This is a genomic window from Faecalicatena contorta (assembly GCF_021531895.1).
GTDB lineage: Bacteria > Bacillota > Clostridia > Lachnospirales > Lachnospiraceae > JAFBIX01.
Genome location: NZ_JAFBIX010000002.1, coordinates 62995 through 77421, shown reverse-complemented (window position 1 = coordinate 77421; position 14427 = coordinate 62995). Strand labels below are relative to the sequence as shown.

16 protein-coding genes are annotated in these 14427 nt (G+C 39.7%); 1 reads left to right on the top strand and 15 read right to left on the bottom strand.

Translation table 11 applies throughout. From position 1 onward, the window contains the following. Positions 1-92: 92 nt before the first annotated feature. The 5 genes from xylB to JQM81_RS01040 all read right to left on the bottom strand — a co-directional run bounded on the left by xylB (position 93) and on the right by JQM81_RS01040 (position 5697). Complete coding sequence (gene xylB / locus JQM81_RS01060) at positions 93-1550, bottom strand: xylulokinase (protein ID WP_235231620.1); 1458 nt, start codon at positions 1548-1550, stop codon at positions 93-95. Between the two features lie 27 nt (positions 1551-1577). Beyond that, entirely contained in the window at positions 1578-3062 is a 1485-nt protein-coding gene (locus JQM81_RS01055; protein WP_235231619.1) for an L-fucose/L-arabinose isomerase family protein, read from the bottom strand. Between the two features lie 70 nt (positions 3063-3132). Then, on the bottom strand, positions 3133-3750 hold the full coding sequence (locus JQM81_RS01050) for a DUF4867 family protein (protein WP_235231618.1): 618 nt from the start codon (positions 3748-3750) through the stop codon (positions 3133-3135). A gap of 163 nt (positions 3751-3913) precedes the next feature. Then, entirely contained in the window at positions 3914-4741 is an 828-nt protein-coding gene (locus JQM81_RS01045; protein WP_235231617.1) for an AraC family transcriptional regulator, read from the bottom strand. Between the two features lie 17 nt (positions 4742-4758). Further along, positions 4759-5697 (bottom strand): carbohydrate kinase family protein, encoded by a 939-nt coding sequence (locus JQM81_RS01040; RefSeq protein ID WP_235231616.1) that lies wholly within the window; start codon positions 5695-5697, stop codon positions 4759-4761. Positions 5698-5832: 135 nt separating this feature from the next. On the opposite strand from JQM81_RS01040, the gene JQM81_RS01035 reads away from it, so the two are divergent. After that, positions 5833-6339, top strand: a complete 507-nt coding sequence (locus JQM81_RS01035; RefSeq protein WP_328282585.1) for a GNAT family N-acetyltransferase — start codon at positions 5833-5835, stop codon at positions 6337-6339. A 53-nt stretch (positions 6340-6392) separates the two neighbouring features. Here JQM81_RS01035 and JQM81_RS01030 read toward each other — a convergent pair whose 3' ends face one another. The 10 genes from JQM81_RS01030 to JQM81_RS00985 all read right to left on the bottom strand — a co-directional run bounded on the left by JQM81_RS01030 (position 6393) and on the right by JQM81_RS00985 (position 14384). Continuing rightward, entirely contained in the window at positions 6393-7091 is a 699-nt protein-coding gene (locus JQM81_RS01030) for an HAD family hydrolase (protein WP_235231615.1), read from the bottom strand. 256 nt (positions 7092-7347) lie between these two features. Further along, positions 7348-7656 (bottom strand): hypothetical protein, encoded by a 309-nt coding sequence (locus JQM81_RS01025; protein ID WP_044921757.1) that lies wholly within the window; start codon positions 7654-7656, stop codon positions 7348-7350. A 245-nt stretch (positions 7657-7901) separates the two neighbouring features. After that, positions 7902-8030, bottom strand: coding sequence for a cysteine-rich KTR domain-containing protein (locus JQM81_RS01020; protein WP_080786855.1), 129 nt, complete (start codon positions 8028-8030; stop codon positions 7902-7904). Positions 8031-8158: 128 nt separating this feature from the next. Continuing rightward, positions 8159-9514: an MATE family efflux transporter gene (locus JQM81_RS01015; RefSeq protein ID WP_330384686.1), complete on the bottom strand. Its 1356-nt coding sequence runs from the start codon at positions 9512-9514 to the stop codon at positions 8159-8161. Next, entirely contained in the window at positions 9507-9956 is a 450-nt protein-coding gene (locus tag JQM81_RS01010) for a MarR family winged helix-turn-helix transcriptional regulator (RefSeq protein WP_055056235.1), read from the bottom strand. The genes JQM81_RS01015 and JQM81_RS01010 overlap by 8 nt, the downstream gene beginning before the upstream one ends. 88 nt (positions 9957-10044) lie before the next feature. After that, entirely contained in the window at positions 10045-10419 is a 375-nt protein-coding gene (locus tag JQM81_RS01005; protein WP_075671337.1) for a TnpV protein, read from the bottom strand. 4 nt (positions 10420-10423) lie between these two features. After that, positions 10424-11839, bottom strand: a complete 1416-nt coding sequence (locus JQM81_RS01000) for a plasmid recombination protein (RefSeq protein WP_328282583.1) — start codon at positions 11837-11839, stop codon at positions 10424-10426. Positions 11840-12082: 243 nt separating this feature from the next. Further along, a complete protein-coding gene (locus JQM81_RS00995; protein WP_055066584.1) occupies positions 12083-12310 on the bottom strand; it encodes a DUF5348 domain-containing protein in 228 nt (75 codons plus the stop codon). Between the two features lie 117 nt (positions 12311-12427). Continuing rightward, positions 12428-13765 carry a virulence-associated E family protein gene (locus tag JQM81_RS00990; protein WP_044925412.1) on the bottom strand — a complete coding sequence of 446 codons (1338 nt, stop codon included), beginning with the start codon at positions 13763-13765 and terminating at the stop codon, positions 12428-12430. Next, a complete protein-coding gene (locus tag JQM81_RS00985; protein WP_044925415.1) occupies positions 13710-14384 on the bottom strand; it encodes a CHC2 zinc finger domain-containing protein in 675 nt (224 codons plus the stop codon). Before JQM81_RS00985 ends, JQM81_RS00990 begins: the two co-directional genes overlap by 56 nt. Between the last annotated feature and the right edge of the window lie 43 nt (positions 14385-14427).

Sequence of the window (14427 nt, the reverse complement as noted above, 5' to 3'; positions counted from 1 at the left end):
TCTACTATTCTAACATAATGTTACTCTGAAGGAAACAAAAAAGGCAAAAAGGGGACGTAGTATTTTTGAAAAATACTACGTCCCCTTTTGACTTAATACAGTTCTTTTACAGTTGGATAAATCTTTCTGAACTTCTGATAACGTTCTTCGTATTTTGCAACTAATTCCGGTTCTGGCTCTACTGTATCCACTACTTTTACAATCTTCTTAGCAATAGTCTCTACATCTGGATATTCGCCGCAGCCTACTGCTGCCAGCATAGCACCTCCGAGTGCCGGACCTTCTTCACTTTCGATGACATCCACCTTCAGATTCATGATATTGGCGATCATCTTCTTCCAGAGAGGGCTCTTTGCACCGCCGCCGCAGATCTTGGTACGTTCAATCTTAATGCCAAGGCTTCTTGCAACTTCCAGAGAATCACGAAGACCGAAAGCAACACCTTCCAGCACTGCCTGGGTCATATCTTCTCTGGTGGTGTCCATAGACATTCCGATAAACATTGCTCTTGCATCTGGATTGTTGTGTGGAGAACGCTCTCCCATCAGGTATGGAAGATAGAATACATTGTTTTCACCCAATTTTGTAATTCCAGCCTGCTCTGCTGCGAAATCCTTTGTCTTCAGAATCTCTTCATTCCACCACTTATTGCAGGATGCAGCACTTAACATACATCCCATAAGGTGATAGTTACCATCTGCATGGGCAAATGAATGTAAAGCGTTATTCTCATCTACACCAAAGTTCTTGCTGGAAATAAAGATAGTTCCGGAGGTTCCAAGAGAAATATTACACATTCCATCTCCAACAGTTCCAGTACCTACTGCTGCCGCTGCATTATCTCCTGCTCCGGCAATAACCTTTACATCTGTGGAAAATCCTAACTCTGCTGCAATCTCAGGTTTCAGGGTTCCTACGACTTCATAACTTTCATATAATTTTGGAAGTTGCTCTTCTGTGATGCCGCAGATATCAATCATTTCTTTCGACCAGCAACGATTCTTCACATCCATAAGAAGCATACCTGATGCATCTGATACATCCGTGCAAAAGGAACCTGACAACTTATATGCAAGATAATCTTTCGGAAGCATGATCTTACTGATCTTTGCAAAATTCTCCGGTTCGTGTTTCTTCATCCAGAGGATCTTCGGAGCTGTAAATCCTGCAAATGCAATATTGGCGGTATAATCAGACAGCTTATCCTTACCGATCACTTCGTTCAGGTAATTCGTCTCTTCACCTGTTCTTCCGTCATTCCACAGAATAGCCGGACGGATGACATTGTCATCCTCGTCCAATGCTACCAATCCGTGCATCTGTCCGCCAAAACTGATTCCTGCAACTTCTTCTTTATTGCATTCTGCAGTCAGTTCTTTGATTCCTTCCATAGACTGTGCAAACCAGTCCTCTGGTTTCTGCTCTGACCAGCCTGGATGTGGGAAGAATAACGGATATTCTTTTGAAACAATTTTCTTAATATTTCCATCTCCATCCATCAGCAACAGTTTCACTGCTGACGTTCCGAGATCTACTCCGATATACAACATACGATTTCCTCCTATATCCTTCTGTGATTATCTCCAAGGATTCTCTGTTGGGTATCTTACGCCTGCCGGCTGATTGTATCCAATCTCTTCTACTGGAACACCGATATATTTGAATACTTCAAATAATGCTTTTCCGAAATGTCCAAATGCAACTGCTCCGTGATGTGGGAATCCTCCTTCGATCAGTACGTGACGGTAGAATCTTCCCATCTCTGGAATTGCGAATACACCAATTGCTCCGAAAGAACGTGTTGCAACTGGAAGCACTTCACCATGAGCAATGTAAGCACGGAGTTTATTATCTGCTGTGCTCTGCAGACGGAAGAATGTAATATTTCCTGGCTTGATATCTCCTTCCAGAGTTCCCTGTGTTACTTCTTCTGGAAGTGCTCTTGCCATGATCATCTGGTACTTCATTTCGCAGAAAGATAATTTGCTGGATGCTGTATTTCCACAGTGGAATCCCATAAATGTATCCTGAAGTGTGTAGTCATATTTTCCTTTGATATCTTCTTCGTACATATCCTTTGGTACACTGTTGTTGATATCAAGAAGTGTTACAGTATCATTACTTACTACAGTTCCGATGAACTCACTTAATGCACCATAAATGTCAACTTCGCAAGATACTGGAATTCCCTGTGCAGTCAGACGGCTGTTTACATAGCATGGAACGAATCCAAACTGTGTCTGGAATGCAGGCCAGCATTTTCCAGCAATTGCAACGTATTTACGATATCCTCTGTGATCCTCAACCCAATCTTTCAATGTCAGCTCATACTGAGCAAGTTTTGCAAGGATTTCCGGTTTCTTATTTCCAGCGCCAAGTTCTTCTTCCATCTCTTTTACAACTGCAGGGATTCTCTCGTCTCCGGCATGTTTATTAAATGCTTCGAACAGGTCAAGCTCAGAGTTCTCTTCAATCTCAACGCCCAGGTTGTAAAGCTGTTTGATTGGAGCATTACATGCTAAGAAGTTCAGCGGTCTTGGTCCAAAGCTGATGATCTTAAGATTGCTTAAACCTACGATTGCTTTTGCAATTGGTACAAATTCATGAATCATATCTGCACAATCCTCAGCATCTCCTACTGGATATTCTGGGATGTATGCTTTGATATTACGAAGCTGTAAGTTATAACTTGCATTCAGCATTCCGCAGTATGCATCTCCACGTCCCTGAACCAGGTTATTTCCGGATTCCTCTGCTGCTGCAATGAACATCTTTGGTCCGTCAAAATGTTTTGCAAGTAATGTCTCAGAGATCTCTGGTCCGAAGTTTCCAAGATATACAACTAATGCGTTACATCCTGCTGCTTTGATATCTTCTAAAGCCTGTACCATGTGAATTTCACTCTCTACGATACAGATTGGGCACTCATAGATTCCTTCTGAACCATATTTTTCTGTATAAGCTTTCATCAAATTCTGTCTTCTTGTTACAGAAAGACTCTCTGGGAAACAGTCACGGCTTACTGCTACAACTCCGATTTTTAATTCTGGCATGTTATTCATAATAATTACGCTCCTTTACCTTTTTTATTTTTTAATTTTTTTGTTTCTGCTTTTATTCTCTGATAATCTTCTACAGTGTGATGTTCTCGCCTTTTAATCCGTTGAAGGCACCTTCAATCTTGGCATCTTCATGGGCGATGAGCCACTTATTTCTTGCAGTGATCAACTTATCTTCTCCATCTTTGCCAGGCGTGAAATTCAATTCAAGATTTGTATCCCTTGGCAATACAACTACACAACGGAATCCGTCTTCTCCTGCTGAACATGGTGCATAATGAAGAGTTGTTGCATATAATTCAACTGCTGTACCTGCCGGCACATAGAACGCCTCAATCTTTGCAGTGTCATATGTAAAATCAGCTTCAATATCCTGCTGTCTTCCGATCAAAAGAATCAAATCGTTTACAGCAATATCTACTTCTGAAGAACGATGATATTCAACTGCATTCAACTTCTTATTATTGCCATTGCAGTACCCAATCTGAATTGGCAATCCGCCATATTCGCTCTCAGTCAGATCCTTTGCCACAGCCAGCGCTTCCAGGCCTTCCACAGACGGAACATAGATTACTTCGTCCATCGGACATGGAGTATGTTCCATTTCCTTCAAAAGCCCAGAAAAATCATACCCCTCCAGTACCTTTCCATAGACACCAAAAGATGCATCTGTTACCTTCCGAATCTCCATACTATCTCTCCTCTTTTCTTTGTTTATTTTCCTCATGTTTCTTAATGTCATTTTATCAACTTTTTTTTGATCTTACAACCAAATAATTAGCCTGTTTATGGCAAATTCTTGTCCTTTTTGAGGTAGAAAGTGTAAAATGGGGACGTAGTACTTTGTAAAAGTACTACGTCCCCATTTTACACTTTCTAAACTCACTTGGCAGCATGCCGTATTTCGCCTGAAATACTTTTGCGAATGCTTTGCTGTTAGCGAATCCGTTGTTGAATGCAATCTCTCCGATTGTGATCTCTGTATTCATCAAATCCTTTGTCGCGTGTTCTAGCCTGATATTGTCCAGGCATGTCTTATAATTGGTCTTGGCGTATTTCTGAAACATTCTTGACAGATATGTCGGAGAATATCCGAAGGTTTTTGCCAGGCTTTCCAGTGATAATTCTTTTTTATAGTTTTCTTTCATATAACTTGTGATTGCGGATAGTTTGTTAAGGTTTTTATTGTGACGTATTAAGTCTTCATTCACTTCTGTTTTTCGGTATTTTGTCACCAGAAGATAGACCAGCATATAGAACTGGCTCTGTACTTTTAGCCCATACCCGCATTTTTTCTCTTGATAGGCAAGATACATTTCTCGAATCAACCGCATGACTTCTTCATCCTGAAGTCTGGAGCTATGGGAGAAATATATGAAGCGTTCATCGGTGTAATATTTCTCAAAGGTAGCAAGTGGTATCTGAAGAACGACTGTCTGGTTCTTTTTCGGTGACAGGATAGAGTGAATCTCATTGGAATTGACCAGCATGAATTCTCCGGGCTGCAGGGGATAACGAATTTCGTTAATGTAGAATTCCAGTTCTCCTTCAAACAGTGCGAATATCTCTACAGATCTATGCCAATGTTTCTGGCGCACGTAATTACCATCTTTTCCTTCGAATAGGAACATTTTAAAAGGGATATCATCATTAGGCATAATAATTTCATGTGTATATTCCAATTTGCACGCCTCCTTTCTTATATCCGTTCAGTTATCCATTCAGTGGCGCCAATAACTTCTACCGCTTTACCACCACATATATTAGCATACCGTGCACAGCCTTCCAGATTCTGTCCTTCGGAAAGAGCATAGATAAATCCAGCCGCAAAACTGTCTCCTGCGCCTGTGGTATCCACACATTTCACGCCTTCTGCTGCTGGAATCCACATTTTCTCCTGCGCTGTTCTGATATAACATCCTCTTGCACCGCATTTAATAACTACCTGTTTTACTCCAACATTCAAAAGCACCTCTGCCGATTCTTCTACTGATTTTTGCCCAGTCAGAAGCAGCGCTTCTTCATCGTTTGGAAATAGATAATCCACATATCTAAGCGCTGGTTCCATCTCTTCTGCCGTCTCATGATTCTTGCATTTTGTCATATCTACGCATAGAATCTTATTCTGCTTTTTCACTTGTGCAAATAAAATCTCTAATTCTCTCGTTCTTATTTCTGGGAAAACAAATAAACTGGCAAAACATACAATCTTCGCACTTTCTGGAAACGGCACAGGAATATCTTCCAACCGAAGCTTCCGAAGACTTCCATGAGGATTCGTCAAAAAGCTACGTCTTCCATCCTCTTCCACCAGAACCACATTAATTCCTGTCGATAATCCTTCCCTTACACTATCAGCTCTTAACAGAATTCCCTGTTCCCGACAATGATCTAGTATCAACTTTCCCGCTTTATCTTTTCCAATTACAGTCTCCAGGCCCACACGTTTTCCCATTTTAGCCAGGATAGTTGCTTCATTTAGTGCATCTGCCCCTACAGACATTCGAATATCTTCTGCATTATAAGATCCTACGCGGAAAACGTCCACACCAACCGGTCGTACAAGTATATCCAGAATCGCAGCTCCAATTATTAGAATTTCCGGATTTATTTCTCCCCTAATGTTACATTTATCCATACAATTTGCACCTCTTTATTCTATTCATAATTATATCTTCTATCCTATATGAATTCAATTGCAGCTTTCCAGAAAATATCCTGTAATCTTGTTAGGAAGCAATATGCATTAGGAGGGAAAACATATGGAAAGTACATTACACATTGTATATCGGGAACAGAGCTTGAGGATGCAAAAAAGATTGTAGATTTCTACAATTACGTTGGTGGAGAAACGACATTCTTGAGTTTTGAAAAGGATGAATATCCTATGGATGAGGCTGGTCAGAAAGAAGACATTCTGTCTACAAAAGAACAGCCAGCCAGCATCATGATTCTTGCAATGGATGGGGATGAAATCGCCGAAATTGGAACCATTCATTCAGGAAATAAGATAAAGGCCCGTCATCAAGGAGAACTTGGCATCGTTGTTGCGAAGAAATACCAGGCAAAAGGAATCGGAAGCGAAATTATCCGTCAGTTGATTGATTTCTGTAAAGGAAATGGAATTACCACCAGAATTCAGTTAGACACACGCTGTGATAACGAAGTGGCTGTAAAATTATACGAAAGATTCGGTTTTGAAATTGAGGGACGTTTAAAGAATACTACCCTGATCAATGGCGAATATTTCGATCTGTATGTTATGGGGTTGATGTTATAAACTCAAAAGCGGCTGATGCGATAAACATCAGTCGCTTTCATTAACTATAAAAATCAAAGCATGCTAAGTAATTGTTCAAAACTTCCGTGGGGATAAGCCGTAATATCCTTCTTCTGTGTATTGATCAGGCAATCTGTAAGCAAAAAGGCTTGCATTCCCAGTGCCTCTACGACCATGTCCTCTCCCACATCATTTCCTACCATAAGACACTCCTCTGGTCTACAATTGATTCGCTTCAAAATATCACGATAATAATCCAGATTTGGTTTGCAATAGGATGTATTTTCATAAGTAGTGTATAGATCAAACTCTGACGGTTCAAGCCCTGCCCATCGAATTCTGCTTTCTGTTGCTATGGATGGAAACAGCGGATTGGTAGCAAGTACCACTCGGTATCCCTTATCTTTCAACAAACGGACGGTCTCTGCAGCTTTTGGATTAAATCCGCAAAATGAACGGGCATCCTGAAATTCATTCTTATAGAAGTCTTCAAAAACAGGCTTGTCTGCAAGGACCTTATCCCCATATATTTCAACAAATCTCTTCCAGAAAGCATCTTCATTCAATTGGCTGCCATCATTTTTAATCATAGCTTTTATTCCTGCTAAGATCGCATTGATCAACTGTTGTGGTTCATAGCCATAAGGAGCAAGTTTTGCAGCAAGCATCTTAAAATATCCATTTACGAACTTCTCCTGATCCATCGGAAGTAAAGTTCCATCCAAATCAAATAAAATAGTATTTATATCCAAAATTATTCTCCCTTTGATAAAAAACCCCAGAAGTCGAAACTTCTGGGGTTAAATTACTTATCAATTATGATAACAAGCTATGATTACTCGATGATTGTAGCAACACGGCCTGATCCAACTGTTCTACCACCTTCACGATATCAGACCGGTGTATTGCGGTATACGAATAGTGATTTTTTATGTGATTTGTGTGGAAAAATCCGGATTTTCCGTTGTGTCCGTGTGGTTTTCCGGAATTTTTGTTATCATGGTGTTATCACTGTATTTTTAGTTTTTCTGGCATATTTTTTCTTACATTCGTAATCTCTTTATTTAAATCTTTTATATATTCTTTACACACATCTATATATAATCCTGTTTTATATTCTGGTTTTTCCAAAAACTGTAATTCAATTGGATACTTTGTAATCTCCGTAAGTAACTTTACAAATATACTTTTCAAATTATTTTGACTCTCATCATCATTAAGACATACTTCTGCAACTTCTTCAAAGCCAAATACTAAATAATCTTTATTTTCTCTTTTCTCCAAATGTACATTAATCACTTTACTTTCCTGATTCATAAATATCCTTCCTATCATAAAATGCATTTTTACCGCCCTCAAGAGTATGCATACTTTCTTGAGTCCAGTTTTTAGTGTCTGTTTCATCATTTATATTTCTAAGTTCATCATAAAAAGGATTACCAATATACGTTTTATATACTCCATTCTCATGAGTTCTTAGTATACTAATATACGGAAGTGTGCCAACTGCAATATTAGCATTATGTGTTGCTATAATTACTGTTTTTCTCCGTTTTGCAAGATCAGTTAAGTGTTTGCTGTTTACACTTCGGACAGTAGAGTGGAAAGTTCTTTAATTCGGTATCTTCTTGCATTATCGTTCGGGTTTTATTTCCACAGATAGGACATAGAACCCATTTTATAGTTTCCATATTTTTCTCAATCCTTACTTCTAAATATTATCCTACTAAATTTATAAAATTTATCGCAACGGTTTTTAAGTTTTTGCTTCTTGATTACTTAACGGCGGAAAAAGAATGTTTTCACATAGGGCTGTTGTTTACATGTCATTTTTTTGTTTTTTTAATTCTATACCCACCAGTACAACAGATAGCATAAACGCTGAAAAATCAGCAACAGGTCCCGCAAGCAATACTCCCATAATTCCGAAACGAAGCGGGAGCAGCAGGGTAAGCGGAATCAACACAAAGGTCTGCCTTGTTAATGCCAACAGAGCACCTTTTAACGATTTTCCTATTGCGGTAAAAAAACTGGAAGAAAGCAACTGCACACCATTTACCAACACCATGAAAAGATAGGTACGCATGAACAAAACAGCAAATTCAAAATACAGCTCGTCCCCATCTCCGAATAGCGAAATGATAGATTGCGGGAAAAATTGAAATGCGATGAAAGCAATTGTGGAAACAACAAGGTTCCATTTTACCGCAAGCAGGTAAGCCTCCCGTACACGATGGTATTGCCTTGCCCCATAGTTGAAGCCGATAATCGGCTGTGTTCCCTGCGAGATTCCTACAACAATCGCAAGGATTATGGCATTTGTTTTCATAACGATTCCGCAAGCAGCTAATGGAATATCTGTTCCATATTTTGTTAATGCGCCGTAATAAGTCAACGAATTGTACTGAATGATTTGAATCACGGTAACTGCAATCTGGTTTGAGCTGCTGCTGATTCCCATGCTGCAAATTTTCATACTTTCTTTGATGTCCAATAAAAACGACTCTTTTTCAAAATGGATTGTTTGGAAACGCCATAGATAACGGAGTGCGAGTATGAAGGAAAAAATTTGCCCAATAACTGTTGCCCAAGCTGCGCCGGCAATCCCCCAATCGCAAGCAAAAATAAAAATAGGGTCAAGAATGGTATTGATAATAGCTCCCATAACCATGCAAACCATTGAATACTTTGGTTTTCCATCTGCTCGAATCAAATTGCTCATACCATTCGTTACAATAAGAAACGGCATTCCAATCAATGTTATGCTGGCATACTGCTTTGCATATGGAAATACATCTGTCGTTGCCCCAAATGCCTTTAGGAGCAAAGACAGAAAAGCTTCACCAACCAACAAATAAATAATTCCGAAAATCCCCATCAGAACAATACCATTTCCCGCTGCTTTAGCGGCAGCTTTCGGCTCTTTGCGTCCAAGACAGAGGGAAACACGGGAAGCACTGCCAATTCCAACCAGCAGTGCAATAGCAAGGCAGATGGTAGAGAACGGGTAGGCAACATTGGTTGCTGCATTTCCCAGATAACCGACCCCTTGACCAATAAAAATCTGATCCACAATATTGTAGATTGAGCCGACAAGAGACGCCATAATACTGGGAATGGCAAAATCTTTCAACAGTTTTGAAATTTTTTCATATCCTAGGGGATTCTCAGTCATTAAATTCATCCCCCTTTCTTTCTATACGGAGTTCCGCTGTAATATTTTCACCTGCCTGAATCAGCAAATCAATAAAGAGGTTTTTATCAGATTCCCTGAAGCCTTGCAATAAAAGAGCTTCTGTCTTTTCACATACCGTCTGTATCTCATCAATTACAGACAGCGCACGTTCCGTAGGATACAGCTTACACGTCCGCTTATCCTTATCATTTGGGGAACGCATAATCATTCCCTGCTTTTCTAATGCCGCAACTGTCCGTACAATATTGCTCGGATGAACATAAAACATATCCATTAAAGAATCCTGTAAAATGCCAGGCGAACGACAGATTTTAATCAAAAACATATATTGGCTGTTGTTGATTCCAAAGGGGGCAAGCTGTTTATCCAAATAGATTTTGTAAAATCGGTCTGTTACTGAAAGCCATTTTAATAGTTTCATAGATATATTCCTCCTAACCACCAGTATTATAATACAATATGCGTGCGCACGCAATTACTTTTAACATTATATCTGCCGCTTTGTCCTCCTAAACACAAATCAATTCTACATCTATAATCTCTACTGCTCTGCTACGAATATTATTCATTTTCCTAACCCATTCCATCTGATCCTGCATCTTCAGTTTTTCTGTCACGCCCCACTGCTCAGCCATCTGTTCCACCAGCATTTCAACTTTTTCTCTCGCTTCTTTATCGACCTGATTCAAATGCTCCGTCAATTTCCCGGTAAGTACCAGATACTGATACCTTGCACTCCTGTGTTCCTTCAGAAACTGTTTTCGCATTATTCCATATTTCCCATATGTAGGTTCTTCCTCATTGATTTCCAGATCCGGCAGATAATAATCTCCATGCAATGTGTAGCTCAGTCCGTTCTTTTCATCATAAATCTGTTTCTTCATATTCTTACAACTCCATTCCTCTGTATTTTGCTTTGTTCTTTTTTATCTGTGCATTGTATTCTTCATTTTGTTCTTTCGCCCATGGTATGCGATCACTTATTTTTTTCGGCATTTGTTCTTTCTGCTTTTTCGCTTCAAGTTCCGCCTGCATCCGGATATCGTCCTGCACCAGTCGTTCTACCATATCTTTCCCCAACATGCGTAAAAGTCGGTTATATCTGTCTGCAATTCCCTGCAGAATTTCTTTCTCACCGGATAATTTCTGATAATCCTTCTGAACTTCTGCCAGTTCCTTTTTAGTGTTCTCGTGCTCCTGCTTTTTCTTCTGAAACTTACTTTTCCACTTATCTCTTTCTCTGGTAAGTTCTTTAACCTGTGCAGCCATCGCACCAATTTTATTCTTCATTTCAATGAACAAGGGTTTTATTTTCTTATCCCGATAAGTTACCGCACGTTCCAATGCTGTAGCTTCCGGCAAAAATGTTTTGATCATTCCATATTCTTTTATTTCCTTACTGACATTATCCATCACCGGTTGCAGGAATTCTCTTCTGTCCTCCAGTTTTTTCAATTCCGTTTCTGCTTTCTCAGCACGTCTTTCCGCTGTTTCTTTATCTTTCTGGAACTGAATTTTTTCTTCTTCCAGTAATTTAATATCTGCCCTTGCGTCCGCAATCTGAGAAGTCAATCCTTCATTCTCCGCTGTCAGATATTCCTTTTTCTGTTCCAGTTCCTGCACTTCCTTCTTACGCTCTTTCTTCTTGAAATTGTAAACATCCAGATGCTCTTCATGTGTACCTTTCTGTTCCCATTCAATTCCATGTTGCTTTGCGATTTCTGCCAGCACTTCTTTTTCATGATTTATCCACTGATTCAGTTCTGTATCATGCTTATTTCCACCTTGGAATCCAAGACTTTTCAATGCCTGCTTCAGTGAAACTCTGGTATCCATTCCTTTTCCCTTCCAGTTGGTCACATAAGGAACAAAGTCAATATGCAGATGCGGAGTAGCTTCGTCCTGATGCAGATAGCAACTAAATACCCGAAGTGTCGGATTCCGCTTCTGGAAATCTTTCATATATTCGTCCAATACCTTTACAGCCAGATTTCCTTCTGTTGTTCCCACTGCCATATCCTCTCGATTTCCAATCTGGAATATCACTTCATGGAACAACTTTTCCTGTTTGCTCTGTCGGATTTTTTCATAATAATTTGCAATCTGCCGGTCCTTTCTTTTCCCGACATTGTATCTCTCCGTAGCATCGTCAAACAGTTCCTTATAAACTTCTTTCAGATTCTCATTCTTATAACAAATGTTCAATTGCACTCTGTCCGGATCTACATTTTCTGCTACAAAATCCCGTCTGTTATGAGCCAGTGAACCGGCTCCGATCATGCCACTGATTGTCCGTTTCATCATAAATTTTCTCACCTCTTTTCTACTCGAGTGCCAGACATGGCACATAATTTTTATTTACGCCAGTTATGGCGATATTTAAGAAATTTTCGCCGGATACGGCGGTTTTGTTACTTTTGTCAAAAGTAACGCAAAAGCACTTTCGACAGCCGTACCGTCCATCAAAAGTCCCCTTGCGCCCTGCCGGGGGCATAACGTCCTTATGGACGTCTGTTCTGCACCGACCGAAGTGGATCATAGATCTGTTTATTCTGGTATCCTCGCCTGCACATATTCCAAATCTCCACAATAAGGTGTTCCCACCAGATACCATTCTCTTGCCAGATTCATCTCCATTCTGGTCTGTACCCATTCATCATCTACCAGCACTTCCAGTCCTTCTCCGCAGTGAAATCCTGTATCAATCCATAAATCTGATGATAATAATCCATATCTTCCATTGCTGCTGTTATATCCTAATCTTCCCTGTTTCATCATTTTCTGCTCCTTTCCAGTCTGTAAACGAAATTTGTAAACGGAGTTCAAAAGATTTTAAAAGTTAACGTTTTAAGTTTTTTCTTCAAGTTCCGTTTACATCGTTTACAATAATCTTTACTCAAACGGTATTTCCAACTGTTCCGGTACTTCTATAAATCCGTCTTTATCTTTCTTCACCGAATCTTTCATCCGTTTCCATGACCGCTGTATTCCATATTCCTTTCCGAATCGATGTGTACCATGTGGTTTCCAGCCTACAATCGCATTGTTCATAATATTGGCAATTTCTTTACCTTCCCACTGTTTCATTTCTCCGGTTCGATGTAGCGCTTCATCGAACAGAATTCTTGTACATACATAATCGTCATCGTAGTCATCAAGAAATTCCTGTATGATTCCGGCATTGGTATCTTCCGGCATAAATTCTTTCTGCAGACGCTTTGCCTCTTCCTCAATTTCCTTTGTAAATCCTAAGAACACATTTCCCTGTCGATACAGTACCATTGCCTCTGCCCAAGCCTGTTCGATATAGGCTTTGCTCTCTGCCTCATTGTCCAGAATATGAACTTCTGCTTTCGACATATCTGTCATCACCGGAGCAAATCTTCTGTTTCCGGTTCTGTCCAGCGGAAGGAAATTCAAATCATTTGAAGTACCGCAAAATACACACTGTCTCGGTCTGTCTTCCGGGTGAACTTCATAAGGTACTTTATAAGTTTCTTTCTGTCTGCTCAGAAACGATTTTATCTGTTCAATATTCTTTGCTGTGATAGTTGCCTTCATTTCTCCCATTTCGATAATCCAGTGATTTTGCAGTTTTCTGTAAATATTTTCATCATCCAAATGATCCAGATTGTCGCTGAACCATTCTTCTTTTATCGCTAGATATTTGAAAAATGTGGACTTTCCGGCTCCCTGACTCCCAACCAAACACAACATAATATCATATTTTATTCCCGGTTCATAAATTCTTGAAATCGCTGCCAGCATGTGCATTTTCATTACTCCGATTGTATATTTGCTCTTTTCTGCTCCCAGAAAATGTGGAAGCATATTTTCTATTCTTGGAATTCCGTCCCAGACCAGACTCTCCAGATAATCTCTAATTGGGTGATATTTATTTTCATTGGAAACAATATCTATTCCTGCTTTGATCACACGCTCACTTGTCAGTTCATAATTTTCTTCCAGATACATCTTCAAATTATTTTCATCAGTATCTGTAACCGTAGGACTGTTATTCCTCCGCTCCCAGGGAACCTCTTTTACAATGTCCATCCTTCCAGAAAGTTCATTTCGTTTAATCGCTTTTTTCAATACCGGATCATTTTGAAGTACGGTTACACAATTTCTAATTGTCTGCTTTGTTCTTCCTTTATCCGTATGCTCCAACATATTATTGACATCTTCTGTTGTAAGCATTTCCTCGTTCACAATATCTTCTAATTCCATCAAGGACTTCTCGCTGATATTCGTTAATTCTTTCTTCAATTTTTTCAACCTCCCTTCTCTTCATCTTGAAAAACTCTACAATCTCTTCTCCTGTTCCAAACATCAGCACGTCCAGATAGTCATTTATCTTTCTTTCATTTGCCAATGCCTCCGTAAATAATTCGTGCCACTCTTCATCTGGTTCTGGTTTGTAAATCTCTTTCCAGAACTGAATCCATTTCAGATATCTGATCAGCACGTCTGTTGCATGTTTCAACCACTGCTCCAGTTTTTCTCTGATCATCACAACTTTAGGTTTCTTTGATATCAAAGTATTCCTGCTTTGGTGCATCCTTTTGTATTTGTTTCTGTCTTCGATTTTTATATCCAGTCCAAAATCTTCTATCATCTTTTTCGCAGCTTCATACTGTGATATTCCAAATAACCTTGCTGTAAAATCTATCGCATCACCGCCCACTCCACATGCAAAGCAGTGATATATTTTATCGGCCTTCATACTTGGGTGTCGGTCTTTATGAAACGGACAACACGCCATTCCATTTCTTTTTACTTTAATCCCGTAATGCTCCGCAGCCTGTCTGGCTGTCACACATTCTTTTACCTGTTCAAATAATGTCACTTCTACCTCCTGCCCCTCCGGACAAGTCTCTGATGAACAGATA

What these genes read in the sequence shown, in the direction of transcription:
- JQM81_RS01040 (WP_235231616.1), bottom strand. Translation starts at nt 5,697, where the DNA reads ATGGATAAATGTAACATTAGGGGAGAAATAAATCCGGAAATTCTAATA.
- JQM81_RS01055 (WP_235231619.1), bottom strand. Translation starts at nt 3,062, where the DNA reads ATGAATAACATGCCAGAATTAAAAATCGGAGTTGTAGCAGTAAGCCGT.
- JQM81_RS01020 (WP_080786855.1), bottom strand. Translation starts at nt 8,030, where the DNA reads ATGGAAACTATAAAATGGGTTCTATGTCCTATCTGTGGAAATAAAACC.
- JQM81_RS01010 (WP_055056235.1), bottom strand. Translation starts at nt 9,956, where the DNA reads ATGAAACTATTAAAATGGCTTTCAGTAACAGACCGATTTTACAAAATC.
- JQM81_RS01005 (WP_075671337.1), bottom strand. Translation starts at nt 10,419, where the DNA reads ATGAAGAAACAGATTTATGATGAAAAGAACGGACTGAGCTACACATTG.
- JQM81_RS00990 (WP_044925412.1), bottom strand. Translation starts at nt 13,765, where the DNA reads ATGGAATTAGAAGATATTGTGAACGAGGAAATGCTTACAACAGAAGAT.
- JQM81_RS01015 (WP_330384686.1), bottom strand. Translation starts at nt 9,514, where the DNA reads ATGACTGAGAATCCCCTAGGATATGAAAAAATTTCAAAACTGTTGAAA.
- JQM81_RS01000 (WP_328282583.1), bottom strand. Translation starts at nt 11,839, where the DNA reads ATGATGAAACGGACAATCAGTGGCATGATCGGAGCCGGTTCACTGGCT.
- xylB (WP_235231620.1), bottom strand. Translation starts at nt 1,550, where the DNA reads ATGTTGTATATCGGAGTAGATCTCGGAACGTCAGCAGTGAAACTGTTG.
- JQM81_RS01050 (WP_235231618.1), bottom strand. Translation starts at nt 3,750, where the DNA reads ATGGAGATTCGGAAGGTAACAGATGCATCTTTTGGTGTCTATGGAAAG.
- JQM81_RS01025 (WP_044921757.1), bottom strand. Translation starts at nt 7,656, where the DNA reads ATGAATCAGGAAAGTAAAGTGATTAATGTACATTTGGAGAAAAGAGAA.
- JQM81_RS00995 (WP_055066584.1), bottom strand. Translation starts at nt 12,310, where the DNA reads ATGAAACAGGGAAGATTAGGATATAACAGCAGCAATGGAAGATATGGA.